The sequence below is a fragment of the Endothiovibrio diazotrophicus genome, assembly GCF_054657215.1.
In genome coordinates, this window is the sequence record NZ_BAAHXB010000022.1 from 36,216 (window position 1) to 61,516 (window position 25,301).

A 25,301-nucleotide genomic window follows, 5' to 3' on the forward strand; every position below is an offset into this window, starting at 1 on the left:
CACCGCCCGGAAAGAGCGGAGGGAAGCGTATTGGCGGGGAGTTCCGTTCGGCCGGGTGAATATCGGTTCGCTCGGTGGAGTGGAGCGGGCCGACCGTCATCCTCACCGGTAGGAGCGGCCCAGCGGTCGCGATGGTGCCGCCTCCGATTCCGCCGCGATCAGCCGCCGGTATGCCTCCGGCGACAGCAGGAGGCTGCCGTCGTGCAGCTCGCGGCCCATCTCCCTATACTCGCGCAGGCGGACGATCTCGGGGTGATCGGGGGTGATCGCCGGCCACGGCGGAAAGCAGTCGGCGGGGACGCTGCCTACCATGTGGCTGCGGTCGGAGTGGAAGCGGTGCAGGTACGCGGTCGCCGGGATGCGGCGGATCGTCGCCCGTAGCGGCGGCGGGGTCAGCGCCTCCGGCGGGAAGGTCTCATCGAGGTAGCGGGCCGCCGGGCAGGGAAAGGGGAGGGTGGTGTCGAAGTCGTAGATCCGCTCCTCGTCGTCGATCCGCGCGTGGAGGACGACGTGGTAGTCCCACAGCGCGAGGTTGTGGTCGTCACCGGCCCGTTGGTGGAGCAACGCCACCTGGTGGGCGGGGCTGGAGATCAGCAGCACCCACATCCCGTCGGCAGCGACACCCTGTTCGCGCAGCGTGCGGGCGAGCAGCCAGATGTTCTCCTCGCAGAAGAGCGGGGTGTAGGGGAGCGTTTCCCGTGCGGCTGCGGTCACGACGGGCGGCGGGTGAAGACCCATTGGTTGCCGTCGGTGAGTTCCTCGTTGAAGGCGTAGCCGTCGACGCCGAAGCCCTTCATCTCCTCCGGATCGGTCAGCCGGTTTTCGATCACGTAGCGGCTCAGCTGGCCGCGGGCCTTCTTGGCGTAGACCCCCATCATCTTGTAGGCGCCGTTCTTCCAGTCCTTGAACTCGGGGGTGATGATCTCGCCGTCGAGGCTCTTCGGTTTGACCGACTTGAAGTACTCACCGGAGGCGAGGTTGATCAGGTAGGGCGTGTCGAGGGCCTTGAGCTGGCGATTCAATCCGTCGGTGATGATCTCGCCCCAGAAGGCGTAGAGGTTCCTGCCCCGCTCGGTGTCGATCCGGCGGCCCATCTCCATGCGGTAGGGCTGCATCAGGTCGAGCGGGCGGAGCAGGCCGTAGAGGCCGGAGAGGATGCGCAGGTGGTCCTGGGCGAAGGCGAGGTCGGCGGCGTCCAGGGTCGTGGCGTCGAGGCCGGTGTAGACGTCCCCCTTGAAGGCGAGCAGTGCCTGTTTGGCGTTCTCCGGGGTGAACGGGGTGTGCCACGCCTGGAAGCGCTCGAAGTTGAGCTCGGCGAGCTTCATGCTGATCTCCATCAGCTCGGCCAGATCGAGGGCGGAGTAGCGGCGCGCCCGCTCGATCAGCTGTTGCGAGTGCTCCAGATAGTCGGGGAGGGTGTGCTCGGCGGTGGTCGGTGGGGTGTCGTAGTCGAGGGTCTTGGCGGGGGAGATGACGATCAGCATGGTGGGGGGCGCCGCAAGGTTTCGGAAGGCGCCATGGTAGCAGCCGGCCGGGTGGCGAAAAACCGCACCGTGATTTCGCCTGATCGGAGCCTCGCCGCGAACGATCCCTGGTTACGACGCAGGCCCCTGGTTACGACGCTCTGCGTCGTAACCAGGGATCTCGGACGCTCTGCGTCCTGACGGCGGCACGACAAGGGGGGAGCCTCGTTTGACGCGACGCGGAGCGTCGGAGAAGACGTTCCCACGCAGAGCGTGGGAACGAGACTGGTCTGGTTCCCCTGGTTACGACGCTCTGCGTCGTAACCAGGGGCCTTGGACGCTCTGCGTCCTCGCGGTGGCGGCGCGCTGCAGGAGCGGTGCCTTCGCTGGACACGACGCGGAGCGTCGAAGAGGGCGTTCCCACGCAGAGCGTGGGAACGAGTGCGTGGGAACTCGTCCGACGAGGTTGGCTATAGGGCGTGCCGTGCGCGCCGTGTTGAACGGAACGACCGATCGGACGGTTCGCCCACCGTCCTCGCGCAGTGGCATGTCTGTTTGACACGGCGTGCGCGGCACGCCCTATGACGTTGCCGATGCGGCGCGGCGGCGTTGCACGAAGGCGACCAGCGCCAGCAGCAGCAGGGCGGGAAGGTAGATCCACTCCTTGGCGGGGCGGTCGTTCTCCACCCGCAGTTCGGTGATCTTCCAGTCGTAGTCGATGCCCAACTGCTCGGCGGGACTGCCGAAGAGGACATCGTCGACGATCACCTCGCCCCCCTCCCGGCGCAGCTCCAGGCCGGCCTCTTCGAGACGGGCGCGGCCGTCGGCGCCGCTCCCCAGGGGCAGGTGGATGCCCCGCTCGACGTGCTCCCCCTCCAGGGTTTCCCCCGCCACCGTGAAGTCGAGGGCACCGCCCGCGGGGGTCGCGGCGGCCTGCTGGAAGATCTCCTGCGGCGGGAGGTTCCGGAACGGGGGATAGATCTCGTCCCACCAGAAGCCGGGGCGGAACAGGGTGAAGGCGACCAGCAGCAGCGCGGCGCTCTCCCAGCGGCGGCTGCGGGTCAGCCACCACCCCTGGGTGGCGGCGGCGAACAGCAGCACGGCGGCGACCGCCGAGCCGACCACCACCGCCAGGTGCCACCAGCCGTCGATGCCGATCAGCAGCAGCTGGGTGTTGTAGACGAAGAGGAAGGGGAGGATGGCGGTGCGGATGTCGTAGGTGAAGCCCTGGATGCCGGTGCGGATCGGGTCGCTCTTGGCGATCGCCGCGGCGGCGAAGGCGGCGAGCCCCACCGGCGGGGTGTCGTCGGCGAGGATGCCGAAGTAGAAGACGAACATATGCACCGCGATCAGCGGGATTGCCAGGCCGTGGCTGGCCGCCAGCGAGACCAGCACCGGGGCCATCAGCGAGGAGACCACGATGTAGTTGGCGGTGGTCGGCAGGCCCATGCCCAGCACGATGCAGATGGCGGCGGTGAAGACGAGCGCCACCATCAGATTGCCGCCGGAGGCGGCCTCCACCAGATCGATCATCACCTGGCCGATACCGGTGAGGGTGATCGTCCCCACCACGATGCCGGCGGCGGCGGTGGCCACGCCGATGGGGATCATGTTGCGCGCGCCGTGGACCAGGCCGAGCAGGCACTCGTTGATCCCGCGGCGCCACTGGCCGGTGGCGGGGCGGCCGCGGAAGCGGGCGAGCAGCGGGCGCTGGGTGAGGACGATGAAGAGCATCAGCGCGGTGGCCCAGAAGGCGGAGAGGCCGGGCGAGAAGCGCTCGACGATCAGGCACCACATCAGCACCACGATGGGCAGCAGGAAGTAGAGGCCGACGCGGATGGTGGGGCCGCTCTCGGGGAGGTGGGTCAGCTCCTCCTCGGGATCGTCCAGCTTCAGCTCGGGGAAGCGGGCGCTGTATTTGAGCAGGCCGAGGTAAGTGGCGAGGATCAGCGCGCCGACGATGAAGATCGCCGCCGGACCGGCCGGCTCGCGCAACCAGCCGAGGCCGTGGTAGACCCCGAGGCCGATGGCGCAGATCACGGCGGTTCCTCCGGTGAGGGTCATGAGGGTCTGGGCGAGGGTGCGGCGGTGTGGCTTCGGCAGACCCTGCATGCCCGCCTTCACTGCCTCCAGGTGGACGATGTAGAGCAGCGCGATGTAGGAGATCGCCGCCGGCAGGATGGCGTGGCGGATCACCTCGAGGTAGGAGATGCCGACGTATTCGATCATCAGGAAGGCCGCCGCCCCCATCACCGGCGGGGTGAGCTGGCCGTTGGTCGAACCGGCCACCTCGATGGCGCCGGCCTTGTAGGCGGGGAAGCCGACCCGCTTCATCAGCGGGATGGTGAAGGTGCCGGTGGTGGCGACGTTGGCGATCGACGAGCCGGAGATCATGCCGGTGGCCGCCGAGGCGACCACCGCCGCCTTGGCGGGGCCGCCGCGCAGGTGGCCGAGCAGGGCGAACGCGGTCTGGATGAACCAGTTGCCGGCGCCGGCCTGCTCCAGCAGGGCGCCGAACAGCACGAAGAGGAAGACGAAGCTGGTGGAGACACCGAGCGCCACGCCGAACACCCCCTCGGTGGTGAGCCACTGGTGGGAGAGCACCTTGCTCAGGCTCTGTCCCTTGTGGGCGATCACCTCGGGCATCCACGGACCGGCGAAGGTGTAGAAGAGGAAGAGCCCCGCCACCACCATCAGCGGCGGACCGAGGGTGCGCCGCGCCGCCTCCAGCAGCAGCAGCATGCCGCACAGCCCGACGCCGAGGTCGAGGTGGCTGGGCAGGCCGGAGCGGGTCGCCAGCTGGTTGTAGAAGAGGTAGATGTAGGCGGCGCTGAAGGCGCCGAGCAGGGCGAACAGCCAGTCGAGGGGCGGGATGCGGTCGCGCGGCGAGCCCTTGCGCGCGGTGAAGGCAGTGAAGGCGAGAAACAGCGCGAAGGCGAGGTGGATCGCCCGCGCCTCGGTGTTGTTGAAGACGCCGACGCCGAGCTTGAAGGGGAGGGGGGAGGCGTACCAGAGCTGGAACAGCGACCACAGCAGTGGCACGCCGTAGAGGAGTTTTCCGGCGAGGCCGCGGGGGTGGCGGGCGCCGCTGTCGGCCTCCTCGACCAAGTCGTGGAGTTGCGGGTCGAAGCGCTCGGTGTTCGGGGTGGCGTTGGAAGTCATCGGTCTCTGCGGTCAGCGGGCGATTGGAGGGGCCCGTAGGTCGCCGCTACCGCGGCGACGCAAACGGGGGCAGCGGGGGTGGGGGGGCGAGGTCGTTACCGAGCGGGATGTCCCGGTCGGACGGGTTGGGCGGTGGGCTTGTCCGCGGTGCCTCCGTTTGCGTCGCCGCGGTAGCGACGACCTACGCCACGCCTTCACCCCTTCTCCACCTTGGCGGCAAACAGATAGCCCTCGCCGCGAATGGTCTTGATGAAGCGCGGTTCGGAGGCGTCGTCGCGCAGCCGGCGGCGCAGGCGGCTCACCTGGACGTCCACCGCGCGATCGTCGGGCAGCGCCTCCTTGCCCTGCAGCAGTTCGATCAGCAGATCCCGTTTGAGTACCCGGTTGGGGCGCTCCAGGAACAGCTCCAGCAGCCGGTAGTCGCCGCCGGAGAGGCTCACCACGACCCCCTGCGGGTCGATCAGGTGGCGGGCGGTCACCTCCAGCGTCCACCCCTCGAAGCGCACCTCGCGCAGCCCGGAGAGCGGGGTGGTCTCCCCCTGCACCCGCACCCGGCGCAGGATCACCTTGATCCGCGCCAGCAGCTCGCGCGGGTTGAACGGCTTCGCCAGGTAGTCGTCGGCGCCCATCTCCAGGCCGACGATGCGGTCGGTCTCCTCGCCGCGGGCGGTGAGCATGATGATCGGCACCTCGGAGCGGGCGCGCAGGTTGCGGCACAGCGTCAGGCCGTCTTCCCCCGGCAGCATCAGGTCGAGGATCACCAGGTCGACCCGCGTCGACTCCAGCGCGCGCCACATGGCGCGGCCGTCGCGCGCGCCGCTGACCCGGAAGCCGTTGCCGCTCAGGTACTCCTCGAGCAGTTGGCGCAGCTGCGGGTCGTCGTCCACCACCAGGATGTGCGTGTCGTCGTTCATGGCCCTTCGGGAAATTCGGGAGAGATTTGTAACCGAGTGTAACGGTTCCGGGATCGGTAACGGAGGGTTACAAAACGGCCGGTTTCGGCAACGGCGGGGTTACCGCCGGATGGTTTCATTATCACCAGAGAGAGACGAAACGTCTCCTCTTGATCCCCGACCCTCACAGGAGAGAAGCCATGAAAACCGCCACCAAGATCACCCTCGCCACCCTTGCCGCCCTCGGTATCGGCGTTGCCGCCAGCGTCCAGGCCTTCGGCCCCGGCTACGGCGGCGGTCCCGGCTACGGCCGCGGCGGCTGCCCGAACGCGGGTTCCGGGATGGGCCCCGGCGCCGGCTACGGCCGCTTCAACCAGGACCCGGCGGCCCGGGTCGATGCGCGGCTGGCCCGGGTGGAGCCGCTGCTCAACCTGACCGATGAGCAGAAGCCGGCCTGGGAGGCGTTCAAGACCGCGCTGAAGGGCCGTGCGGAACAGCGTCAGGCCCATCGCCAGCAGATGCAGGCGCTGCGCACCAGCAGCTCGCTGACCGATCGCACCGACCAGCATGTGGCGCTGATGACCGCCCGCCTGGAAGAGATGAAGGTCTTCGCCGCGGAGGCGAAGAAGTTGGACGCGGTGCTCACCGATGAGCAGCGCGCGGTGCTCGCCCAGTACGGGCCCGGCGCCGGTCGCGGCTTCGGCGGCGGCCCGCGCCAGGGGATGGGCCCCGGCGCCGGCTACGGCCGCGGCGGCGGTATGGGCCAAGGCCCCTACGGCTGGTAGCCCACATGCCCGATGAGGCCCGGAGGAGGGCCGGCCCGGCAACCGCCGGTCGGCCTTCCCACAGCGCCGCGATCGGACCGGCCCGTAGGGCGGATTAGCGATAGCGTAATCCGCCGTGAACGGGGGCACCGCCGATGGAGGCCGTTCCGCTCCAGCGGATTACGCCATCGTCAATCCGCCCCATGTGGTGCGCTTGGCTCGGATCGGTCGAGCCGTCGCCGAACAGCAGGGTGTGCCGAGGACAAGAGCCACACCCTCCCGATATCTTCGAGGCGCGCCACTCCGTAGAGAGTGGTGCGCCTCCTCTCGTCGGCACACCCTACCCGATTATTCAACGCAAATGATGGAAAACGGCGCCTGGAGCGAAGCACGGCGCCCCAAGCGCCGTGCTTCGCTCCAGGCGCCGTTTTCCATTAGTCGGGATGGAACCAGGTGCCGCTGATCGCCCCGTGGGCCTCGTTGAGGCAGCGCTGGACGTTGTCGATGAACTGGTGCAGCTCCTCGCCGCGCAACTGGCCCACGTCGGTGGCGGCGAGCTTGCGCTCGGTCTCGCGGATGAACTCCAACGGCTCCTCGTGGCGCGGCAGCCGCTCCATGCTGGTGGCGATCTCGCCGAGGGTGTGGAGCAGCGAGCGGGGGAACAGCGGGTTGCGCAGCAGGAACTCCAGCACGTCCTCCGGGCGCACCGTGTGGCGTACGTTGAGGCGGTAGGCCTGGTAGCCGCTCTGCGACTTGAGCACGCTGATCCACAGGGCGTTGCGGAACGGCCGGCGCTCCTCGTCGTCGCCCATCAGGTCGCTGCCGCCGACGTCGACGATGCGGCTGCCCATGTCGCCGCGCTCCAGGTTGCGGCCGATGCGGATGAACTGGTAGGCGGCGTCGTGGGTCATGCAGCCGGCGAGCATGCCGGTGAGCTGCTGGCAGCGCTGGATGACGTCGTTGAGCACCTTGTGGCGGGCGCTCCGCGGCAGCTCGCGGTTGGCGCGCTGGGCGACGCTCAGGTAGAGGCTGTTGACCCGCTCCCAGGTGTCGCTCGGCAACACCTCGCGGGAGGTGCGCACGTTCTCCCGCGCCGCCCCCAGCGAGCTGAGGATCGAGCTGTGGTTGTCGCGGTCGCCGAAGACGAAGCGGATGACGTTCTTCTCGGTCGGCCGCCCACCGTGCAGCTCGGCGTAGGCGGCCTCCGCGCCGAGCACCTTGACCAGCAGCTCCCAGCCGGGCTGCACGGTGGTCGGCAGGTCGAGGATCAGCTGGTGGCGCACCAGCATCAGGCGGGCGGTGTTCTCCACCCGCTCGACGTAGCGGGCGAACCAGTAGAGACGTTCTGCGACACGTGAAAGCATTGTATCTATCCAGCACCAGACAACAGGAGCAGACGAACCGCGGATTAACGCAGATGAACGCAGATTTTTCCCATTTGATCTGCGCCAATCTGCGTTAATCTGCGGTTAAATAATGATGTTGGCGAGAGCATCTCACTTCGCCTCCGTATCGACGACCCACGTGTCCTTGCTGCCGCCGCCCTGGGAGGAGTTGACCACCAGCGAGCCCTTGCGCAGGGCGACCCGGGTGAGTCCGCCGGCGGTGACGTAGTGCCCCTCGCCCTGCAGGATGAACGGGCGCAGGTCGAGGTGGCGCGGCTCGATGTGGTGCTCACACAGCGTCGGCGCGGTGGAGAGCGAGAGCGCCGGTTGCGCCATGTAGTTGCGCGGGCTCTTCTGGATCAGCTCGGCGAAGGCGGCGCGCTCGGCCTTGGTCGAGGCCGGGCCCACCAGCATGCCGTAGCCCCCCGACTCGTTGGCCGGCTTGACCACCATGGTCTCCAGGTTGGCCAGCACGTGCTCGCGCTGCTGCGGGTCGACGCAGAGGAAGGAGGGGACGTTGGGGATGATCGGATCCTGGTCGAGATAGTATTTGATGATTCTCGGCACGTAGGTGTAGACCACCTTGTCGTCGGCCACCCCCGCGCCGGGGGCGTTGGCCAGCGCCACGTTGCCCTTGCGCCAGGCGCGGAACAGCCCCGGGGTGCCGAGCCGCGAGTCGGCGCGGAAGGTCTCCGGGTCGAGGAAGTCGTCGTTGATCCTGCGGTAGATGACGTCGACCCGCTCCAGGCCGTTGATCGTCTTCATGTAGACGCAGTCGTCGTCGCCCACCACCAGGTCCGCCCCCTCGACCAGCTCGGCGCCCATCTTCTGGGCGAGATAGGCGTGCTCGAAGTAGGCGGAGTTGAAGATCCCCGGGGTCATCACCACCACCTCCGGGTTCTCCACCGCCCGCGGCGAGAGGGAGGAGAGCATGTCGTAGAGCTGTGAGGTGTAGTCGTCCACCGGCAGGATGCTGTGCTTGCGGAAGAGCTGGGGCAGCACCCGCTTGGTCACCGCCCGGTTCTCCAGCATGTAGGAGACCCCGGAGGGGACGCGCAGGTTGTCCTCCAGCACGTAGACGGTGCCGTCGCGGTCGCGCACCAGATCGGAGCCGCAGATGTTGGCCCATACCCCGTACTTCGGCTTGGCGCCGATACACGCCTCCAGGAAGTCCTTCGAGCCGAGCACGATCTCCTCGGGGAAGATGCCGTCCTTGATGATCTTCCGATCGTTGTAAAGGTCGTCGATGAAGAGGTTCAGCGCGGTGAGCCGCTGGATCAGCCCCTCCTCCAGCCGCTGCCACTCCTTCAGCGCGATCACCCGCGGGATGATGTCCATCGGCCAGGAGCGGTCGATGTTCTCCCCCTCGCTGTAGATGGTGAAGCTGACCCCCATCTCCTGGATCGCCGTCTCCGCCGCCCGCTGGCGCATCGCCAGGTGGCGGCCGGTGAACTTGCGCAGGTAGGAGACCACCCCGCGGGCCGCGGCGCGGGCGTTGCCGGGGGTGCTGATCAGTTCGTCGTGAAAGGCGCCGGGATCGTAGAGATTCCAGTCGATGTAGGCAGAGGCCCCGCCGGGGCGTTCCTGAGAGTTGCCGGCCAAAACAGTGGCTCCCGAAGAAGGTGTGGCAGAGAAGGGTGGGCGCGTGCCTTCGGTGGGGTCTGGCGCGGCCTGCTTCAGGCTACTCAAGGTCGACGGGGTTGTCTACGCCGCTAAGGGGTGGCGCAGGTCGCCGCTACCGCGGCGACGCGAACGGTGGCACCGTGGATAAACCCGCCGCCCACTCCGTCCGGACGGGACGCCCCGCTCGGAAACAACCTCGTATCCCTTCCCGCCGCTGCCCCCGTTTGCGTCGCCGCGGTAGCGACGACCTACCCCCTTGATCGCGGGGTGCGGCCACGGGTGGGGCTCTCAGTTTCTTTAGGATTGTGTCATTATCCGCGCACTTGTTGGGGGGGCGGATGGTGAGTGGAGTGGCACGAGGGACGGTGTGGGCAGCGGCGCGGCGGATCGGGGGGATCCGTTGATGGCGCGGAGGTCTCCCCGCTCGCTCGCCCGCCATGCGGTGCCCCTGGCGTTCGCGCTGGCGGTCGCCGCCTTCGTCGGTCTGACCCCGTTCGTCGAGGGGGTGGTGGCCAAGGCGCTGGATCGCCACCTGGGGTGGATCGCCGATTGGCAGGGATACCGGTCGAGCGACCGGGTGGTGCTGATCGAGGTCGATCAGGCGAGCCTCGACGCCTTCGAGGCGGCCGGGGTCGGCTTCCCGCTGCCCCGCGAACTCTACGGGATGATGGCGCAGTACGCGCGCGATGGCGGCGCGCGGGCGGTGCTCATCGACATCCTGTTCAACAACCGCACCCCCTACGGCGAGGAGCAGGACCGCCGTTTCGGCGAGGCGCTGCGCCACGCCGGCCGCTCGTGGGTCGCGGTCGGCGCGGGGCGGGACGCGGTGGCCGCGCCGCTGGCGGTGACCCCGCCGCCCGGCGCCTACACCCTCCCCGGCATCGACCGCCCGGTGGCGGCGCTGGTGGAGCGCGGCATCGGCGAGGGGGCGGTCACCGGCGTGCAGGACGTCGACCACCTGTTTCGCGCCACCCCGCCGCTGCTGCGCACGGCGGCGGGCGGGGTGATCCCGTCGCTGCCCTTCGCGCCGCTGGCCGCGGGGGCGGGGCCGGTCGAGTGGCGCGCCGATCGGGTCCGCTTCGGCGACCTGCAGATCCCCCTCGACGGGCGGGGGCTGGCCCGCCCCTGGTTCCCCGGCGACGGTGGCCACTTTCGCTGGTACTCCGCCTCGGCGGTGGTCGACTCCGCCGCCCGGCTGCTGCGCGGCGAGGCGCCGAGCGTGCCGCCGGAGGCGTTCGGCGACCGCTACGTGGTGATCGGCTACACCGCGCCGGGGCTCTACGACCTGAAGCCCTTTCCCTTTGCCGGCCAGGCGCCGGGCATGGTGTTCCACGCGGTGGTACTCGACGCCGCCCTGCAGGGGCGCTTCCTGCGCGCGGCGCCGTGGGTGGCGGGCGTGCTCCTGGCGCTGGCGGCCGTCGGCGGTTTCACCCTGGCGGCGCGTGCCGACACCCTGTGGCGGGCCGTGGGCTGGACCGCCGGCACCCTGTTGGCGCTCTATGCGGTGAGCCTCGGGCTGCTCTGGTGGGGATGGCTGCCCCCCTGGCAGCCGCTCGGCGCGCTGGTCGGCGGCGGGCTGATCTGGGGCGTGCTGCACCGCTTCACCACCAAGGAGGTGGAGCTGGGTACCACCCTGGGGATCTTCGAGCGGATGGTCTCGCCGGAGATCGCCCAGTCGCTGGTGCAGCAACGCGAACTGGTGTTCGAGCCCCACGAGCGGGAGCTGGTGGTGCTGTTCTGCGATCTGGCCGGCTTCACCACCCTCTCGGAGATCCTCGGCAAGGAGATCCAGCCGCTGCTCAACCGCTACTACGGGCTGGTCCACGAGGCGATCCGCGCCGAGGCGGGCACCCTCAACAAGTTCATCGGCGACGCCGCCATGGGCTTCTGGGGGGCGCCCCAGGGGTGCCCGGCGCCCGCCGCGCGGGCGGCACGGGCGGCCTGGGCGATCGACCGCGCCTTCGCGGCGTTCGCCGGGGAGATCCGCCGCGAGCTGGGCCACGAGGTGGCGCTGCGCATCGGCGTCGACCGCGGTCGCTGCGTCACCGGGGTGGTGGGCTCGGCGGAGCGCTTCGAGTACACCGCCATCGGCAACGCGGTCAATCAGGCGGCGCGGCTGGAGTCGTTGAACAAGCAGTACGGAAGCTTCATGCTCTTCGGCGCTGCCGCCTGGGAGGAGGCGTCGAGCGTGCTGGCGGGGCGCGAGGTCGACCGGGTGACGGTGAAGGGACGCTCCGAGCCGGTCTCCATATACCAGCCGCTGGCCCTGCGCGAGGAGGCCGGCGAGGCAGAGCGGCGGCTGATCGAGGGCTACGCGGCGGCGTTCGCCGACTACCTTGCCGGCCGCTTCGGCCCCGCCGCCGGGCGCTTCGCGGCGCTGGCCGATGAATTCGACGATCCGGTCTCGCGGGTGATGGCCCGGCGGGCGCGGAATTACGAGCGGAGCCCGCCCGCGGCGTGGGACGGGGTCTATCGACATACCACCAAATAGGGGAAGCCGATGATCGACCGGCGATGGGCGCGGTACGGCCGCGCATGGGGGATGGCGGCGGCGCTGCTGCCGCTGGGGGCGACGGCGGGCGAGCAGTGCCTGGCGATGCAGAAGACGGTGCTGCGCGAGGCGCCGCGCTACGTCGCCGCGGCGGTGGCGGAGGTCACCCGGCCGGCGCGGCTGAAGGTGGAGTCCACCGAAGCCGGCTGGGCGAAGGTGAGCGTCGGCGGCCACAGCGGCTGGATCCACGGCGGGGTGCTCGTCGACTGCGCGGCGGCCGGCGGCAGCGCCCCGCAACAGGCCTCCGGCGGGAGCCGGGCGGCCCCCGCCGCCAACCCGCTGGGCGGGCTGTTTGGTGGGCTGCCGGGGCTCGGCACCTCCGGCGGGACCTCGGGTGGTGACGGGGCGGGCTACTCCCGGGACGAGATCACCCTCGCCGGCAAGGGGTTCGACGAGGAGGGCGAGCGGGCGCTGGCGGCGGGCGGCAAGTACGACTTCGCCGCGGTCGACTGGCTGGAGAAGCGGGCGGTGAGCGACAAGGCGGTGCGCAAATTCGCCGACCAGGGAAAACTGGTCGCCCGCGCCTATCAGGCGCCGAAGGAGGCGGGTCTGGCGGACCAGACCAAGGACGCGGTGGGCGGGGTGCTCGATGACCTGGGAGGACTCTTCAAGTGAACGTGTTGTCCATTCGTCGCATCGCAATTGCGATGCTGCTGACCGCCGCGGCGGTGACGACCCTGCCAGCCCGCGCCTTCGATTTGGGCGGCCTGGACCTGAACACCGCGATGCGCGCAGGCTCGGCAGCGCTGAAGGGGTTGAAGGAGGTGACGCCGCAGCAGCAGTACCACCTGGGACGGGCGGTGGCGGCGCAGCTCTTCGAGGCCTATCCGCTGGTGCGCGACAAGAAGAAGAGCGTCTACCTCACCACCCTGGCCACCTACCTGGCCCGCTACTCCAGCCTGCCGGAGACCTACGCCGGCTACCGGGTGGGGATCATCAAGGGCAAGGCGCCCAACGCCTTCGCCGCCCCCGGCGGGATGATCCTGCTCACCGAGGGGCTGGTCGCCCTGGCGCAGAACGAGGAGCAGCTCGCCGCGGTGGTTGCCCACGAGATCGCCCACGTCGCCCTGGGCCACGGGGTGGCGGTGCTGAAGACCGCCAACTTCACCGAGGCGGGGGCGATCGTCGGCGAGGCGCAGCTGAGCCGGAAGATGGGCGGGGCGGGGGCGATGGGCCACCTCTTCTCCCAGTCGGTGAGCGCCGTCGTGCAGAAGCTGGTGGTCAACGGCTACTCCCAGGACCAGGAGTTCGACGCCGACCGCGAGGCGGTGCGCATCCTCTACCGCGCCGGCTACGACCCCACGGCGGCCACGGCGCTCCTCCAACGGCTGGCGGCGCGCAACCAGAAGGCGGGCGAACACCAGGGGTTCGCCGCCACCCACCCGGCGCCTACCGCGCGCCTCGACAAGGTGAAGAAGGTGCTCGCCGCCGAATCGCTGAGCGGCGAGGAGGGCAAGGCGCGCACCCAACGTTTCAAAAGGTCGATGTGACATCGTTGTCGGGACCGCTGAGATGCGGCCCGTCTGATTAGTGTTTACATACAGGTACGTAACCATGAACAAACCCCTGATCGGGGCGGCGACCGTCGCCGCACTCCTCTTCGTCGGCTATGCCGGCGCCTCCTATCACAAGAACTCGCTGGCCCGCGAGCAGGTCGATCGCGGGATCGCCAAGGCGATGGAGGGCGGCAAGATCACCGTCACCTACGGCGGCGTGGACGCCGCGCTGTTCGGCAACGAGGTGGTCATCGAGTCGATGAAGATCCTGCCCAGCGAAAAGAGCCTCGCCGAGATGACCCCGAAGGCGGGGATGACCATCGACGCCAAGCGCGGCATCACCATCGACCGGGTGACGTTCGATGTGGACGCCTACCAGGAGGAGGTCCCGCCGAAGCGCTTCAACCTCGAGATGGCCGGTTTCCACGTCCCGCTGGACCTCTCCAGGGCGAGCGAGGCGGAGCGCAAGACGGCCGCGAGGATGGGCTACGGCGACGAATTCGTGATGGACTTGAAGGCCGACTTCGACCACCAGCCGGAGCAGAAGAGTCTCCAGTTCACCGCCGCCAACACCCTGCGCGACCAGTTCACCTTCGGCTTCTCCGCCGACCTCGGCAACTTCGACGCGGCCGCCTTGCGCAATCCCGAGACCGCGCAGAACGCCGGTCTCGGCTTGACGCTGAAGCGCATCGAGCTGCACTACGATGATGACGGCATGGCGGAAAAGGCGATCGGCGAGGCCGCCGAACGGGAGGGGATCAGCGTCGACGAGGTGAAGGCGAAGTGGAAGGCCGAACTCGCCAGCGGCGCCAATCAGGCCGCCGCCGGCCGGCCCCACGAGTTCGCCCGGGCCGCCCTCGACGAGATCGGCCGCTTCATCGACGAGCCGAACCGCCTGACGATCGGCCTCCACCCCGCGGAGGCGGTACCGGTGATGGCGATCGTGATGGGCGGGGTGATGGATCCGGCGGGGACCTGGAAGAAGCTCAACGTCACCGTCAAGGCGAACTGAACTCCCGGAGCCGCGGCGGCCCCCGGAGCAGGCGGCATCGAAGATTCCCATCTCCACGCGGCGACCCGCGCAACGTAGGTCGCCGCTACCGCGGCGACATGAACGAAGGCAGCGGGGCCGGGGTTGCGGAACGCCTGCCGATCCCCCCTTACCCCACGAACCACCCCGCCGGCACGCCGAAGCGCTCGGCCAGCCCACGGATCTGTCGCAGGTTGAGCGGCCGCTTGCCGCGCAGGGTCTCGCTCACCACCCCCTGGCTGCCGATCTCAGGCAGATCCGATTGGCTGAGGCCATGCTCCCTCATCAGATGCCGAAGCATCTCGATGCCGCTGGCTGGCGGCGAATCCTCCAGATGCTCGTGTTCCCATTCCGCCACCCGGTCGCCGAGCAGCTCGGCCAGCGGTGCCAGGGGCGAGGTTTCGTCGGCGCCGCCGGCATCCAGCACCTCGTCCAACGCCTCCACCAGGCGCTCGTAGTCCGCCGACGACTCGGGACTGCGCGACAGCGGGGCCACGCGCTCCCGGCCGTCGATGGCTGGTTCGACTTCCGTCATCTCTGTCTCTCCAACAGCGCTATAGGGCGCCCCGCGGGCGCCGCGGAGGTTGGGGGCGGATGGGCGGTCGGCGGTTCCCGTGCGTTTGACGTGAGGTGCCTTCGTCCGGCTCATGGCTCCTCCCGGACGCCCCAAAAGCGAATCAACCGCAGATTAACGCAGATTTCCGCGGATTGACTGAGCACCTTTGGATAGGGTGCAAGGGCGTGGATTTTCTCCGTCTATCCGGATTTGCTCGCTCGAAACTGCTTGCCGGACCTCTAAATTCAGAAAATTCCTACATCAATTCGAGCAGCCGTTTGTTATCAATACCCCTCCGGAATACGGCGCAATACGGGCTTTGGTACGGGAAACCGGGAGGAACGATGGACGAGAAGCGGCTGGAGTTGGCGACGATGATCGGCGCCCTGCGGGCAGAGCTGAATCGGGCTCAGAAGGAGGGAGCGGGGGAGGCGATCCGCTTCACCGTGGAGGAGGTGGAGCTGGAGCTCGACATCCAGACGGTGCAACAGGGGGAGGGCAAGGTCGGCGCCAAGTTCTTCGTGGTCACCAGCGAGGTGAAGGGAAGTGTCAGCGACGCGCTCACCCAGAAGATCCGCTTGAAGCTCAAGCCGAAGTCCGCCGACGATCACGGAGGCGATCCCAACGCTCCGCTGGACGTGGACGCGGTCATCGACGAGTGAGGGGCTGAGCGATGGGTGGCCTGAACGCCGAATACAGCGTGCAGATCCGCATCCGTCGGGAAGACGGCAAATTCAAGTTCGGTTCGGGCTACGGCATCGGCCCGCATTGGGTGCTGACTGCGCGTCACGTGCTCTTTGGCGAGGGGGTTGACGCCTCCGCGTCCATTCGGGTGAGCTGCGGAGACGTCGTTGAAGAGGTCTCGCGAGAGCGGATCCGGTGGGACGATCGGGATCTCGACATCGCGCTGATTCGATGCGACACCCTGTTCGGTGACGCGCCGCACGCCGGTGAGGTGCTGGCGGGCAACCGCCCCACGCCGGAGGAGGCGTGGAGCGGCTACGGCTTTTCGGGGATCTTGCCGGGGGAGAGCGAAGGGCGCCGGGAACTCTCCCCCATGGGGCGGGTCGGCCACTACCGGGCGGAGAAGCGGCGGGCGAGCTTCTCCAGCACCACGGTAACCCTGAAGGAGGATGCGTCGTGGAAGGGGTTCAGCGGTTCGCCGATCTTCGTCGGCGGGCGGCTTTCGGCGGTGGCGATCAAGGTCAATACCGGTGAGTCCGGGGCGGGTCTGGTCGGCTCGTTCGTCAGTGATGCGCTCGACACGGCGGGCGGAGCGGAAGGGCGTTCACTCCGTGAACTGCTCGGCATGGCGAATCCCGATGCGAGAAATGCCGTGTGGAACGAACGCCGGGCAGCGGTGATCAACGATCTTCGCGCCCTCCCAAGGCTCTATGAGCAGCTTGTTGCGGCCTTTCTGGACGCATTCGGCGGTCACCAACAGGTTGGCGATGCGGTCCTGCTCGCCGACGCCATGTTCAACGCCTCCAGCGATGAGGTCGTGGACTGCCTGGGGGATTGCCTGAACCGCCTGTTGAAGCGGCGGACTCCGGCGGAGATGGAGGCGATCGAGCGGATCGCCAACGTCTGGCTCTGCCTGATCGCCGCCGACCGGGACTCCATCCCGGTTCCCGGCGTCTACGCACAGGACCGTGCTGCCCCTCCCATCAAGATGGTCGCCGCAGCTCCTGAAGAGGTGGACGTGGAGGCGCAAGCGGCGCGGGCCGAGGAGCGGGACGTGCGCCTCCGCTCGCGCGGGAAGCGTCTGTATTCTCCGTTGGACATCACCCCGGAACACGGCAACGGTTTGGACGAACGCGGCGAGGGGGCGAAGCGGGATGCCGCGGAGGCGGCGGTGGCCAAGCTGAAACCGGGGCGTGCCGCCTTTCCCGGATTGATCCGGATGCAGGTGGCGCGGCATGTCGCCGACTCGGAGACGGGGCTGGCCCTCTCCGATGTACTGACCGATTCCGACGATCCGCTGGAGCATGAAGCCCAAGGCAGGATGATCGCCCGCCATCTGCGCAACGCGAAGGGCGAACTGGGCGGGAGTCTCTACGTCCGTCTGCCGGGGAACGGCGAACCGGGCGGTGATGCCGCGATGGTGGACCTCCACCGCTGGTGTCCCCCTCTCCTCCTTTTCGATGTCGCCGAGGACACCGACTGGAGACGCAAGGGGACCATCTCGATGCTTCATAAAATCATCTACAACGCGCAACGTGCCCGGATCGCCCGTTCCGACAGCGAGGACTCTGCCGAATGACCACTCCCTCCACGCGATTCATCCCCGTTCAACCCGATCTTGCGGTCCGACTCAGTGGAGGCGGAGCGGACCGGCAGTTCCACCACCTGTTCGAAAAAGGGCACATCCACGCGCTCAATACGGCGATCGCCTGCGGCCGGCCGCTGCTGCTCACCGGCGAACCGGGGGTGGGCAAGACCCAGCTGGCGCGGGCGGCGGCCAAGGCGTTGGGTAGGGCCTTCGTCCGCTTCACCGTCGATTCGCGCAGCGAGTCCCGCGATCTGTTGTGGCGGTTCGATCCGGTGGCGCGGTTGGCGGAGGCGCAGGTGGCGGGGAGTCGCGAGTGGAGTGAAGGGGGGCTGGAGGAGCATCTGGAGCCCCGCCGCTACCTGCGCCCCGGCCCCCTCTGGTGGGGCTTCGACTGGGACTCCGCGGCGGGGCTGCCGTTGGCCGAGAAGCCCCGTCAGCGCGACGAGGGGAACCCGGAGAACGGGGTGGTGGTGTTGATCGACGAGATCGACAAGGCCGAGGTCGATGTGCCCAACGGCTTGTTGGAGGCGTTGGGCGAGGGGAGTTTCCAGCCCGAGGGGTGGGGCGGCCGGGTGCGGGTCGGGGCGGTGGCGCCGTTGGTGGTGATCACCTCCAACCGGGAGCGGAGTCTGCCCGACGCCTTCGTCCGCCGCTGCGTGGTGCTGCGGCTTACCCTGCCGGAGGAGGCCGACGAACTGAAGGGGCTGCTCAGGGCGCGGGGCAAGGCCCATACCGATTTGGACGACGGGGTGCTGGAGACGGCGGCGGGGTTTTTGGTGAAGGATCGCAGCGCCGCCCGTGCGGCGGGTCACCACCCGTTGCCGGGGCAGGCGGAGTATCTGGACCTGCTGCGCGCGGTGGAGGAGCTGAGTGCCGCGGCGGGGGAGGCGCCGGACGAGCTGCTGGAGAGGGTTCGTCCCTTCATCCTGCGCAAGGGCGAAGCGGTCTGATGAAGCGCGGCGGGATTGGTCGCGCCGACCTGTTGCGGGCGCTGGTTCTTCATGGCGGAGATCTGCCCGACGGGGTGGCGCAAGATCTTGGTTTCCGGAGACCGAAACCGCAGACTCTGCACCTCGAAGGCGGAGTTGCGTCCACGGTTGCGGTTGGCGGTGAGCTTTCCGGAGATATCACCTCCGAGGCCCCGCCTGCCGATCTCCCGCGGCCTCCGGTCCCCTTCTGGATGCCGGTGCGTTACCGGCAACGGACCATCGAGACTCCCGGCGCCGATCGCGAGAACCCGCTGGTTGAATGCCCGACCCGGCCATTGCGGCCTGCACCCGCCTACCCCTATCTCGCCCCTTTTTCGACGATCGTCCCCCGGCTGCGCGCCGCCCTGGCCGAGGGGCGCCCCGGCGGCGCCTACGACCTGGAGCGGATCGTCGAGCGGGTCGGGCGGGGCGAGCCGTTGGGGCGGCTGCCGCGGCGCGACCGTCCCGGCTGGGGCGCGAGTCTCTACGTCATCGAGGACCGTAACGACCGCCTCGCCCCCTATCTGCGGGACCAGGCGATGGTCCACGATGCGTTGCGCGCCCTCTACCCTGCGCGGGGCTTTTTCAGTGTCCTCCATAGCGACCTCTACGACCGGCCTTTGGTCCACCACCCCGACGGTACCCTCTCACCCCTGACCCCTCTACCGGGGGATCAGGTGCTGGTGTTGGGCGATCTGGGGGCGTTGGCCATCGACGGCGGGCGGGCCGTCGGCTTTTGGGCTGACTACGGTGCCGGCTTGCGCGATGCGGGGGCCGCGTGTTTCGCCCTGCTCCCCTGCGCCCCGGCGGAGTGTCCGCCCGCGGTGGCCACCCACTTCCGTCTCCTCTCCTGGGAACATCCGGCCCCGCCGCCGCTCGACGCCGAGGCGCTGGAGCGCCTTGGCGAGCGGCTGTTGAACCACCTGAGCGTCGCCGGGCGGATCGAACCGGGGCTGCTGCGGGCGGTGCGTCTCGCCCTCGGCGGCGGCCCGGCGCGGCTGGAGGCGTGGGTGTGGCAGCACCCGGCGATGGCGGCGCCCGATGTAGTGGCCACCTCGTTGGAGCACGACGAGGCGCGGGAGCGCACGGTCGCCTTCGAGGGCGAGGAGGAGGGCGCGCGGCTGCGTACCCTGAAGGCGGTGCGCGAGTGGCTCGCCCACCGCCCCTACGAGATCTGGCTGGAGCGGCTGGTCAACCTGGGGCCGTGGGTCGACGAGGCCGACTTTTCCGCCATCGTCCCGGTCGATGAGGCCGAGGTCCTCAATACGATGTTCCGCGAGGATCGAGGGGAGGGGCGGCGGCTGCTCACCTATCTGGCGGAGCGGGTCGGTTCCGGCCGTGGCGCGCCGCTCGGACCCCGCGCCCGCGCCTGGGTGGAAGGGGTGGTGGAGCGGATGGGCGAGACCGTAAGGGACGCGGAGGAAACGGCGGCGGCCTGTCGCGCCCTGGAGCGGTGGCACGACGGGATGGCACCGGTCGGGGAGGAGGTCGAGCTCCTGCGTTGGCGGGTCGAACAACGCAGTGGACAGCTCTTCTTCGTATCCGGGGAGAAGGCGGTCGAAAGGGGCAGCCCGGTGGCTTCCCTGCTCTCTGCCGACGGGTGGATCGAGGTGCTGCGCGGGGACCCGTTTTGGTTGTCCGGTGAGGCGCCGGAGTGGGCGGATGCGTGGGGCGAGGACGCGTACGGGCCGTGGGTGGAGTTCGTCGTCGAGCGGGTGCGTCAGCGGATGCGCTGGTGCCCGCCGGGGGCGTTCCTGATGGGTTCCCCCGAGGGGGAGGCGGGGCGTTGGGAGGACGAGGGGCCTCAACATCCGGTGGCGATCGAGAGCGGTTTCTGGCTCTTCGATACGCCGGTGACCCAGGCGCTGTGGGAGACGGTGACGGGGAGCAATCCCAGCCGGTTTACAGGTCAGAATCGACCGGTGGAGAAGGTCAGTTGGGAGGAGGCGAAGGGGTTTGTCGAGGGGATCAATCGGCAGGTGAACGATCTGGCATTGGAACTGCCGAGCGAGGCGCGTTGGGAGTATGCCTGTCGCGCAGGAACAGAAACCGCGCGTTACAGCGATACCGCCGGTTCCAGCGAGGAGACGGGGTTGGACTTCGTCGCGTGGTATGGGGAAAACAGCGGAAGGGAAACTCATCCGGTTGGAGAAAAGCATCCCAACCCGTGGGGTTTCCACGACATGCTCGGCAATGTCAGGGAGTGGACCGAGGACGGTTGGCACGAGGATTACCGCGACGCTCCGGCGGATGGCTCCGCCCGGCCGGCGGCGGGGGCCGGCGCGGAGCGGGTGATTCGCGGCGGGTCGTGGTTCAGCCTCGCGCGCGACGTGCGCGCCGCGTGCCGTGACCGCCTCGCCCCTGGCTACCGTGTCTACGACCTTGGCTTCCGCTGCGCCCGAGTTCAGGCAGGAGCGGAGCCCGGACGGCCGGCCGAGGACGCGCAGGCGGAGCGCGCGGACCGGCGGGGCGGACGCGGCGCAGCGGTGGCGCTGCACGGCGCCGGCGAGGAGGCCGCCCTCGCCCTACCGGCGGCACCGATGATCCGCCTGCGCAGCGATCGCGAGGAGATCACCCTGCGGCTGATCGACCGGCCCGAGTGGGCCGCCGCCATGGGCCGCGACCGCTTCGGCCTGTGGAGCGAGATCGAGGTGGCGGCGGAGAGCGGTCCGCCGGTGGTGCAGCGGCTGCGCTGGTGTCCGCCGGGACGCTTCCGGATGGGGTCGCCGGAGGATGAGCAGGGGCGCTACGATTTCGAAGGCCCGCTCCATACGGTCACGCTGGAGGAGGGGTTCTGGCTGTTCGATACCCCGGTGACCCAGGCGTTGTGGGTGGCGGTGATGGGGGAGAACCCGAGCGACTTCCAGAGCCCGGAGCGTCCGGTGGAAAAGGTGAGCTGGGAGGATGCGCAGGCGTTCATCGAGCGGATCAATCAGCGTGACAAGAATCCGGGACTCTCCCTGCCCAGCGAGGCCCAATGGGAGTACGCCTGCCGGGCGGGGACGGAGACGGCGGTCTATACCGGGGCGCTGGAGATCAAAGGGAAGAACAATGCCCCTGCACTTGATCCCATCGCCTGGTACGGCGGCAACAGTGGTTACAACTTCGATTTGACGAAGGGCCGGGATAGCTCCGGTTGGCCGCAGAAGCAGTACGATCACGCCAAGGCGGGCACCCGGCAGGTCAAAGGGAGACGCCCCAATGCCTGGGGACTCCACGACATGCTGGGAAATGTCTGGGAGTGGACCGAGGATCATTGGCAAGAGAATTACGACGGGGCGCCGGAGGACGGCTCGGCGCGGGTTTCCGGAGAGGCCGGCGCGGAGCGGGTGATTCGCGGCGGGTCGTGGCGCGACGACGCGCGCCGCGTGCGCGCCGCGTGCCGTCTCCGCCTCGTCCCTGGCTTCCGTGGCTACAACCTTGGCTTCCGCTGCGCCCGAGTTCAGGCGTGAGCAGGCAGGAGCGGAGCCCCGTCCGGCCAACGTAGCCGCGCACTCCCTTTTCCCCCGATCCGCGTGCGAATCGGAACCGGTGTCCCGGGGAAAAGGGAGCATTTGAGGAAGGGGGCGGCGGTCGCTATAGGGCGTCCCGTGGGCGCCGCGGCGGTTGGGCGGGGTGCTGCGCCGTCGGCGATTCCCGTATGTCGGGTGCGGGGTGCCTTCGTTCGGCATGGCGCGCGCGGCGCGCCCTATAATGCATCTTCGTTCCGCTATAGTACCCTCCAAGACAACCCGCTCACTCCAGGCAACCTCCATGCACTCCTCCACGCTATCCCCCAAAGGCCAGGTCACCGTCCCTTCCGATCTGCGAACTGCACTCGATCTCCATCCCGGTGATCAGGTGGAGTTTTCGTTGGAGGGTGACCATGCGGTGCTGCGTAAGCGCGGTGGCGATATCCGTAAGGCGTTCGGGGTGATCAAGGCGCAACGAGGGGTCTCGCTCGAAGAGATGGAGCGGGCGATTCGCCAACGGGGTGGCGAGTGATCGGAGATGGCCTGCCGGAGGAGAGCAGGGCGCGGCTTGCCGGGCGGTTGATCGATCGTCTCGATCCGAGAGTGGAGCAGGAGGTTGTGGTGATGTGGGCTTGGGAGCTGGAGCGGCGTTCCGCCGAGCTGCACGCGGGTGAGGTGGAGACGGTTCCGTTGGGTGAGGCGTTGACCAAGGCCCGGAAGGCCCTGGGGGCGGTGTGAACCTCGCCATCGACTACTCCCGCCACCCGCTGGCCGACGGGCACCCGCCCCACTGGGCGAGCGGCTGGGGTGAGGACCGCTTCGGGCCGTTCGTGGAGATCGCGGTGGACGAGGTGGTGCAGCGGCTGCGCTGGTGTCCGCCGGGGGCGTTCCGGATGGGGTCGCCGGAGGATGAGGTGGGGCGATATGACGATGAGGGGCCGCGGCATCGGGTCGTCATCGAGCGCGGTTTCTGGCTCTTCGATACGCCGGTGACCCAGGCGCTGTGGGTGGCGGTGATGGGGGAGAACCCGAGCCGTTTTCAGAGTGCGGAGCGACCGGTAGAGCGGGTGAGCTGGAAGGATGCGCAGGCGTTCGTCGAGCGGATCAACCGGCGCATACCGGGGTTGGCGCTGGAGCTGCCGAGCGAGGCGCGCTGGGAGTACGCCTGCCGGGCGGGGACGGAGGGGGCGATCCATGGGGGTGAGCTGGAGATCCTCGGGGATGCCAATGCCCCGGCCCTGGACCCGATCGCGTGGTATGGCGGCAACAGTGGCGAGGCGTACGAGTTGGCGGAGGGTGAGGACCTTTCGTTTTATTCCGATCGCCAATATGAGCACGAAAAATCGGGCACCCACCCGGTGAAGCGGAAGGCATCCAATGACTGGGGGCTCTACGACATGCTGGGCAACGTCTGGGAGTGGACCGGGGATCACTGGCACGAGCGTTACGAGGGTGCGCCGGCCGACGGCGCGCCATGGCTGGCGGAGGGGGCCGGCGCGCTGCGGGTGATTCGCGGCGTGTCGTGGTTCGACGGCGCGCGCGGCGTGCGTGCCGCGTGCCGTAGCCGCGACGCCCCTGGCGACCGTGTCAACTACCTTGGCTTCCGCTGCGCCCGAGTTCAGGCGTGAGCCGGCAGGCAGGAGCGGAGCCCGGCGCGGTCAACGCAGCCGCGCAGGCGGAGCGCGCGGATCGGTGACCGGGCCGGGCGGAGCGGCACTCCCTTTTCCCCTGGTTACCACGCTCCGCGTGGTAACCGCGGCCGGTCGGTTGGCTGCGGCGTCTCCCCCGGACGCTCCGCGTCGGCTCGGTCGTTACGGAAAGCCGCCAGGCTCAGAAGGACGCAGAGCGTCCAAGGTGGCCGGTGACGACGCGGAGCGTCGTCACCAGGGAGAGAGGGGGGGAGGGAATATGCAGACGGTTGGTCGAGCTTCCCTGGTTACCACGCTCCGCGTGGTAACCGCGGCAGGTCGGTTGGCTGCGGCATCTCCCCCGGACGCTCCGCGTCGGCTCGGTCGTTACGGAAAGCCGCCATGCTCAGAAGGGGGGGCATCGGGCGCCCCGTGGACGCCGTGGCGGTTGGGCGGGGCGACCCGGTCGGCGATTCCCGTGCCTCGGGGGCGGGGAGCCTTCGTTCGGCACGGCGCGCGCGGCACGCCCTATAACGCAAGGCCGCGGGGCGTGGTTGAGCCGGGGTTGCCCCTCCTTCCCGCGGGGGCGCCCGCTATCGACCGTGGTGCAAATACGCCCCCCTCCTGTAATGCTCCCTTTTCCCCCCGCGACACCGTTTCCGTTTGGCACGACGATCGGGGGAAAAGGGAGTGTTCAGGCGCCGCAGCACTTCTTGTACTTCCTGCCGCTGCCGCAGGGGCAGGGGTCGTTGCGGCCGATCTTCGTCGCCCGCCGCACCGGCCTGGCCGGGGCGGCCTGCTTGAGGGCTTCGCGGGCGAAGGTGCGCATCCGTTCATGGCGCTGTTTCAGGGTCGCGACGAGCCCCGGCCGGTCGGCGAGGAGGGCGGCCACCAGCTCCCCGACCGCGGGCCACCCCGGTGGGGCCGGCGGGATGGGTTCGATCTTTCCGCTGTCGTACTTGAAGAGGCCGACGCTCCACTGCTCCTCCGTGATCGGTTCGGCGGGCTCCCCCTCGGGGAGGAGGGTGAAGCTCAGGACCGTGTGGCGGCAGTTGCACTTCGGGTCGACGCAGTACTGGTCGTCGGCGAGCCAGCGCTGGTCGCCGCGGGAGAACAGCAGTTCCTCTTCGTAGGGGAAGAGTTCGGCGTAGCCGATCATGGCGGTCGGCTCTTCCGCCACCCGGGCGCCCAGCGGGGCGAGGTCGGCGGTGGCGGGGTCGAGCCGTTCCATGCCGCGGCGCTTGGCCTCGATCACGTGGTCGGCGAGTTCTTTCCAATCGTCCGCCGAGAATTGGACGAGCAGTGCCTCGGCCAGGGGCGGCGGCGGTGGCTCGCCGGGGGCCGTCATCGTCCGGTGGGCGAAGGGGTCGAGGGTGAAGGTGGGGATCGGCACTTCCTCCTCACTGTCGTGCCCGTCGTCGCCGGGGATGGGGGTACATTTCAGGTTCACATCGCCGCAGTGGCAGAGCGGGCTGTCGCAGGCGTGCAGTTCGACGGCGTAGCGCCGTCCAGCCCATTCGCCTTGGTTGAGATGGAGGTGGTAGTGGTCGCCCTCGTCGTGGTGCAGGATGGATGGCTCGGACATGGATGCGTCCCTCCCTTTGGTCGCCGGTTTCGAAGGGCGCTATTGTGATCCATCCGCGGGGCGGGGCGAAGTTTTCCCTGGTTACCGCGCTCCGCGTGGTAACCGCGGCCGGTCGGTTGGCTGCGGCGTCTCCCCCGGATGCTCCGCGTCGGCTCGGTCGTTACGGAAAGCCGCCAGGCTCAGAAGGACGCAGAGCGTCCAAGGTGGCTGGTGACGACGCGGAGCGTCGTCACCAGGGAGAGAGGGGGGGGGATATGCAGACGGTTGGTCGAGCTTCCCTGGTTACCACGCTCCGCGTGGTGACCGCGGCCGGTCGGTTGGCCGCGGCGTCTCCCCGGACGCTCCGCGTCGGCTCGGTCGTTACGGAAAGCCGCCAGGCTCAGAAGGACGCAGAGCGTCCAAGGTGGCTGGTGACGACGCGGAGCGTCGTCACCAGGGAGAGAGTGGAGGGGGATATGCAGACGGTTGGTCGA

General features: G+C 69.0%; 21 protein-coding genes. 13 read left to right on the plus strand and 8 right to left on the minus strand.

Annotated features, from left to right (window positions below; translation table 11 throughout):
- Positions 1 to 102: 102 nt before the first annotated feature.
- The 4 genes from ACYQ2W_RS08190 to ACYQ2W_RS08205 all read right to left on the minus strand — a co-directional run bounded on the left by ACYQ2W_RS08190 (position 103) and on the right by ACYQ2W_RS08205 (position 5,539).
- Entirely contained in the window at positions 103 to 714 is a 612-nt protein-coding gene (locus ACYQ2W_RS08190; protein ID WP_459865136.1) for a protein N-terminal glutamine amidohydrolase, read from the minus strand.
- Complete coding sequence (yaaA, locus tag ACYQ2W_RS08195) at positions 711 to 1,484, minus strand: peroxide stress protein YaaA (RefSeq protein ID WP_459865138.1); 774 nt, start codon at positions 1,482 to 1,484, stop codon at positions 711 to 713. The genes ACYQ2W_RS08190 and yaaA overlap by 4 nt, the downstream gene beginning before the upstream one ends.
- A gap of 558 nt (positions 1,485 to 2,042) precedes the next feature.
- On the minus strand, positions 2,043 to 4,625 hold the full coding sequence (locus tag ACYQ2W_RS08200) for a TRAP transporter permease (protein WP_459865140.1): 2,583 nt from the start codon (positions 4,623 to 4,625) through the stop codon (positions 2,043 to 2,045).
- Between the two features lie 194 nt (positions 4,626 to 4,819).
- A complete protein-coding gene (locus tag ACYQ2W_RS08205) occupies positions 4,820 to 5,539 on the minus strand; it encodes a response regulator (RefSeq protein ID WP_459865142.1) in 720 nt (239 codons plus the stop codon).
- Positions 5,540 to 5,718: 179 nt separating this feature from the next.
- On the opposite strand from ACYQ2W_RS08205, the gene ACYQ2W_RS08210 reads away from it, so the two are divergent.
- Positions 5,719 to 6,303 carry a Spy/CpxP family protein refolding chaperone gene (locus tag ACYQ2W_RS08210; RefSeq protein ID WP_459865144.1) on the plus strand — a complete coding sequence of 195 codons (585 nt, stop codon included), beginning with the start codon at positions 5,719 to 5,721 and terminating at the stop codon, positions 6,301 to 6,303.
- Between the two features lie 413 nt (positions 6,304 to 6,716).
- Here ACYQ2W_RS08210 and ACYQ2W_RS08215 read toward each other — a convergent pair whose 3' ends face one another.
- Complete coding sequence (locus ACYQ2W_RS08215; protein ID WP_459865146.1) at positions 6,717 to 7,646, minus strand: alpha-E domain-containing protein; 930 nt, start codon at positions 7,644 to 7,646, stop codon at positions 6,717 to 6,719.
- Between the two features lie 132 nt (positions 7,647 to 7,778).
- Complete coding sequence (locus ACYQ2W_RS08220; RefSeq protein ID WP_459865174.1) at positions 7,779 to 9,224, minus strand: circularly permuted type 2 ATP-grasp protein; 1,446 nt, start codon at positions 9,222 to 9,224, stop codon at positions 7,779 to 7,781.
- A 469-nt stretch (positions 9,225 to 9,693) separates the two neighbouring features.
- Here ACYQ2W_RS08220 and ACYQ2W_RS08225 point away from each other — a divergent pair, with 469 nt between their 5' ends.
- The 4 genes from ACYQ2W_RS08225 (at position 9,694) to ACYQ2W_RS08240 (ending at position 14,349) form a co-directional block, all read left to right on the plus strand.
- Positions 9,694 to 11,781: a CHASE2 domain-containing protein gene (locus ACYQ2W_RS08225; RefSeq protein WP_459865148.1), complete on the plus strand. Its 2,088-nt coding sequence runs from the start codon at positions 9,694 to 9,696 to the stop codon at positions 11,779 to 11,781.
- A 9-nt stretch (positions 11,782 to 11,790) separates the two neighbouring features.
- The gene (locus ACYQ2W_RS08230; RefSeq protein WP_459865150.1) at positions 11,791 to 12,456 is read left to right on the plus strand and encodes an SH3 domain-containing protein; all 666 of its coding nucleotides are present in this window, start codon (positions 11,791 to 11,793) and stop codon (positions 12,454 to 12,456) included.
- Positions 12,453 to 13,331 carry a M48 family metallopeptidase gene (locus ACYQ2W_RS08235; RefSeq protein ID WP_459865153.1) on the plus strand — a complete coding sequence of 293 codons (879 nt, stop codon included), beginning with the start codon at positions 12,453 to 12,455 and terminating at the stop codon, positions 13,329 to 13,331. The genes ACYQ2W_RS08230 and ACYQ2W_RS08235 overlap by 4 nt, the downstream gene beginning before the upstream one ends.
- A 64-nt stretch (positions 13,332 to 13,395) precedes the next feature.
- On the plus strand, positions 13,396 to 14,349 hold the full coding sequence (locus tag ACYQ2W_RS08240) for a hypothetical protein (protein ID WP_459865155.1): 954 nt from the start codon (positions 13,396 to 13,398) through the stop codon (positions 14,347 to 14,349).
- A 148-nt stretch (positions 14,350 to 14,497) separates the two neighbouring features.
- Here the strand turns inward: ACYQ2W_RS08240 and ACYQ2W_RS08245 are convergent, their stop codons facing one another.
- Complete coding sequence (locus tag ACYQ2W_RS08245) at positions 14,498 to 14,902, minus strand: helix-turn-helix domain-containing protein (protein WP_459865157.1); 405 nt, start codon at positions 14,900 to 14,902, stop codon at positions 14,498 to 14,500.
- Between the two features lie 365 nt (positions 14,903 to 15,267).
- Between ACYQ2W_RS08245 and ACYQ2W_RS08250 the strand changes: the two genes are divergently transcribed.
- The 7 genes from ACYQ2W_RS08250 to ACYQ2W_RS08280 all read left to right on the plus strand — a co-directional run bounded on the left by ACYQ2W_RS08250 (position 15,268) and on the right by ACYQ2W_RS08280 (position 23,243).
- A complete protein-coding gene (locus ACYQ2W_RS08250) occupies positions 15,268 to 15,585 on the plus strand; it encodes a trypco2 family protein (protein WP_459865159.1) in 318 nt (105 codons plus the stop codon).
- Positions 15,586 to 15,596: 11 nt separating this feature from the next.
- Complete coding sequence (locus ACYQ2W_RS08255) at positions 15,597 to 17,186, plus strand: trypsin-like serine protease (RefSeq protein ID WP_459865161.1); 1,590 nt, start codon at positions 15,597 to 15,599, stop codon at positions 17,184 to 17,186.
- Positions 17,183 to 18,145 (plus strand): AAA family ATPase, encoded by a 963-nt coding sequence (locus tag ACYQ2W_RS08260; RefSeq protein ID WP_459865163.1) that lies wholly within the window; start codon positions 17,183 to 17,185, stop codon positions 18,143 to 18,145. Before ACYQ2W_RS08255 ends, ACYQ2W_RS08260 begins: the two co-directional genes overlap by 4 nt.
- Positions 18,146 to 18,375: 230 nt before the next feature.
- Positions 18,376 to 21,615, plus strand: a complete 3,240-nt coding sequence (locus ACYQ2W_RS08265; RefSeq protein ID WP_459865165.1) for a formylglycine-generating enzyme family protein — start codon at positions 18,376 to 18,378, stop codon at positions 21,613 to 21,615.
- 301 nt (positions 21,616 to 21,916) lie between these two features.
- Entirely contained in the window at positions 21,917 to 22,147 is a 231-nt protein-coding gene (locus ACYQ2W_RS08270; RefSeq protein WP_459865167.1) for an AbrB/MazE/SpoVT family DNA-binding domain-containing protein, read from the plus strand.
- Positions 22,144 to 22,353, plus strand: a complete 210-nt coding sequence (locus ACYQ2W_RS08275) for an addiction module protein (RefSeq protein ID WP_459865169.1) — start codon at positions 22,144 to 22,146, stop codon at positions 22,351 to 22,353. The genes ACYQ2W_RS08270 and ACYQ2W_RS08275 overlap by 4 nt, the downstream gene beginning before the upstream one ends.
- Entirely contained in the window at positions 22,350 to 23,243 is an 894-nt protein-coding gene (locus tag ACYQ2W_RS08280; RefSeq protein WP_459865170.1) for a formylglycine-generating enzyme family protein, read from the plus strand. The genes ACYQ2W_RS08275 and ACYQ2W_RS08280 overlap by 4 nt, the downstream gene beginning before the upstream one ends.
- 694 nt (positions 23,244 to 23,937) lie before the next feature.
- Here ACYQ2W_RS08280 and ACYQ2W_RS08285 read toward each other — a convergent pair.
- A complete protein-coding gene (locus tag ACYQ2W_RS08285) occupies positions 23,938 to 24,828 on the minus strand; it encodes an SEC-C metal-binding domain-containing protein (protein ID WP_459865172.1) in 891 nt (296 codons plus the stop codon).
- A gap of 203 nt (positions 24,829 to 25,031) precedes the next feature.
- On the opposite strand from ACYQ2W_RS08285, the gene ACYQ2W_RS08290 reads away from it, so the two are divergent.
- Positions 25,032 to 25,301 (plus strand): hypothetical protein (locus tag ACYQ2W_RS08290; RefSeq protein ID WP_459865173.1); only part of this gene is annotated, 270 nt, incomplete at its 3' end.

Bases quoted from the DNA above. Each gene is read 5' to 3' on its own strand.
- yaaA (WP_459865138.1), bottom strand. From the start codon at position 1,484: ATGCTGATCGTCATCTCCCCCGCCAAGACCCTCGACTACGACACCCCA.
- ACYQ2W_RS08200 (WP_459865140.1), bottom strand. From the start codon at position 4,625: ATGACTTCCAACGCCACCCCGAACACCGAGCGCTTCGACCCGCAACTC.
- ACYQ2W_RS08205 (WP_459865142.1), bottom strand. From the start codon at position 5,539: ATGAACGACGACACGCACATCCTGGTGGTGGACGACGACCCGCAGCTG.
- ACYQ2W_RS08210 (WP_459865144.1), top strand. From the start codon at position 5,719: ATGAAAACCGCCACCAAGATCACCCTCGCCACCCTTGCCGCCCTCGGT.
- ACYQ2W_RS08215 (WP_459865146.1), bottom strand. From the start codon at position 7,646: ATGCTTTCACGTGTCGCAGAACGTCTCTACTGGTTCGCCCGCTACGTC.
- ACYQ2W_RS08225 (WP_459865148.1), top strand. From the start codon at position 9,694: ATGGCGCGGAGGTCTCCCCGCTCGCTCGCCCGCCATGCGGTGCCCCTG.
- ACYQ2W_RS08230 (WP_459865150.1), top strand. From the start codon at position 11,791: ATGATCGACCGGCGATGGGCGCGGTACGGCCGCGCATGGGGGATGGCG.
- ACYQ2W_RS08240 (WP_459865155.1), top strand. From the start codon at position 13,396: ATGAACAAACCCCTGATCGGGGCGGCGACCGTCGCCGCACTCCTCTTC.
- ACYQ2W_RS08245 (WP_459865157.1), bottom strand. From the start codon at position 14,902: ATGACGGAAGTCGAACCAGCCATCGACGGCCGGGAGCGCGTGGCCCCG.
- ACYQ2W_RS08250 (WP_459865159.1), top strand. From the start codon at position 15,268: ATGGACGAGAAGCGGCTGGAGTTGGCGACGATGATCGGCGCCCTGCGG.
- ACYQ2W_RS08255 (WP_459865161.1), top strand. From the start codon at position 15,597: ATGGGTGGCCTGAACGCCGAATACAGCGTGCAGATCCGCATCCGTCGG.
- ACYQ2W_RS08260 (WP_459865163.1), top strand. From the start codon at position 17,183: ATGACCACTCCCTCCACGCGATTCATCCCCGTTCAACCCGATCTTGCG.
- ACYQ2W_RS08265 (WP_459865165.1), top strand. From the start codon at position 18,376: ATGCCGGTGCGTTACCGGCAACGGACCATCGAGACTCCCGGCGCCGAT.
- ACYQ2W_RS08270 (WP_459865167.1), top strand. From the start codon at position 21,917: ATGCACTCCTCCACGCTATCCCCCAAAGGCCAGGTCACCGTCCCTTCC.
- ACYQ2W_RS08285 (WP_459865172.1), bottom strand. From the start codon at position 24,828: ATGTCCGAGCCATCCATCCTGCACCACGACGAGGGCGACCACTACCAC.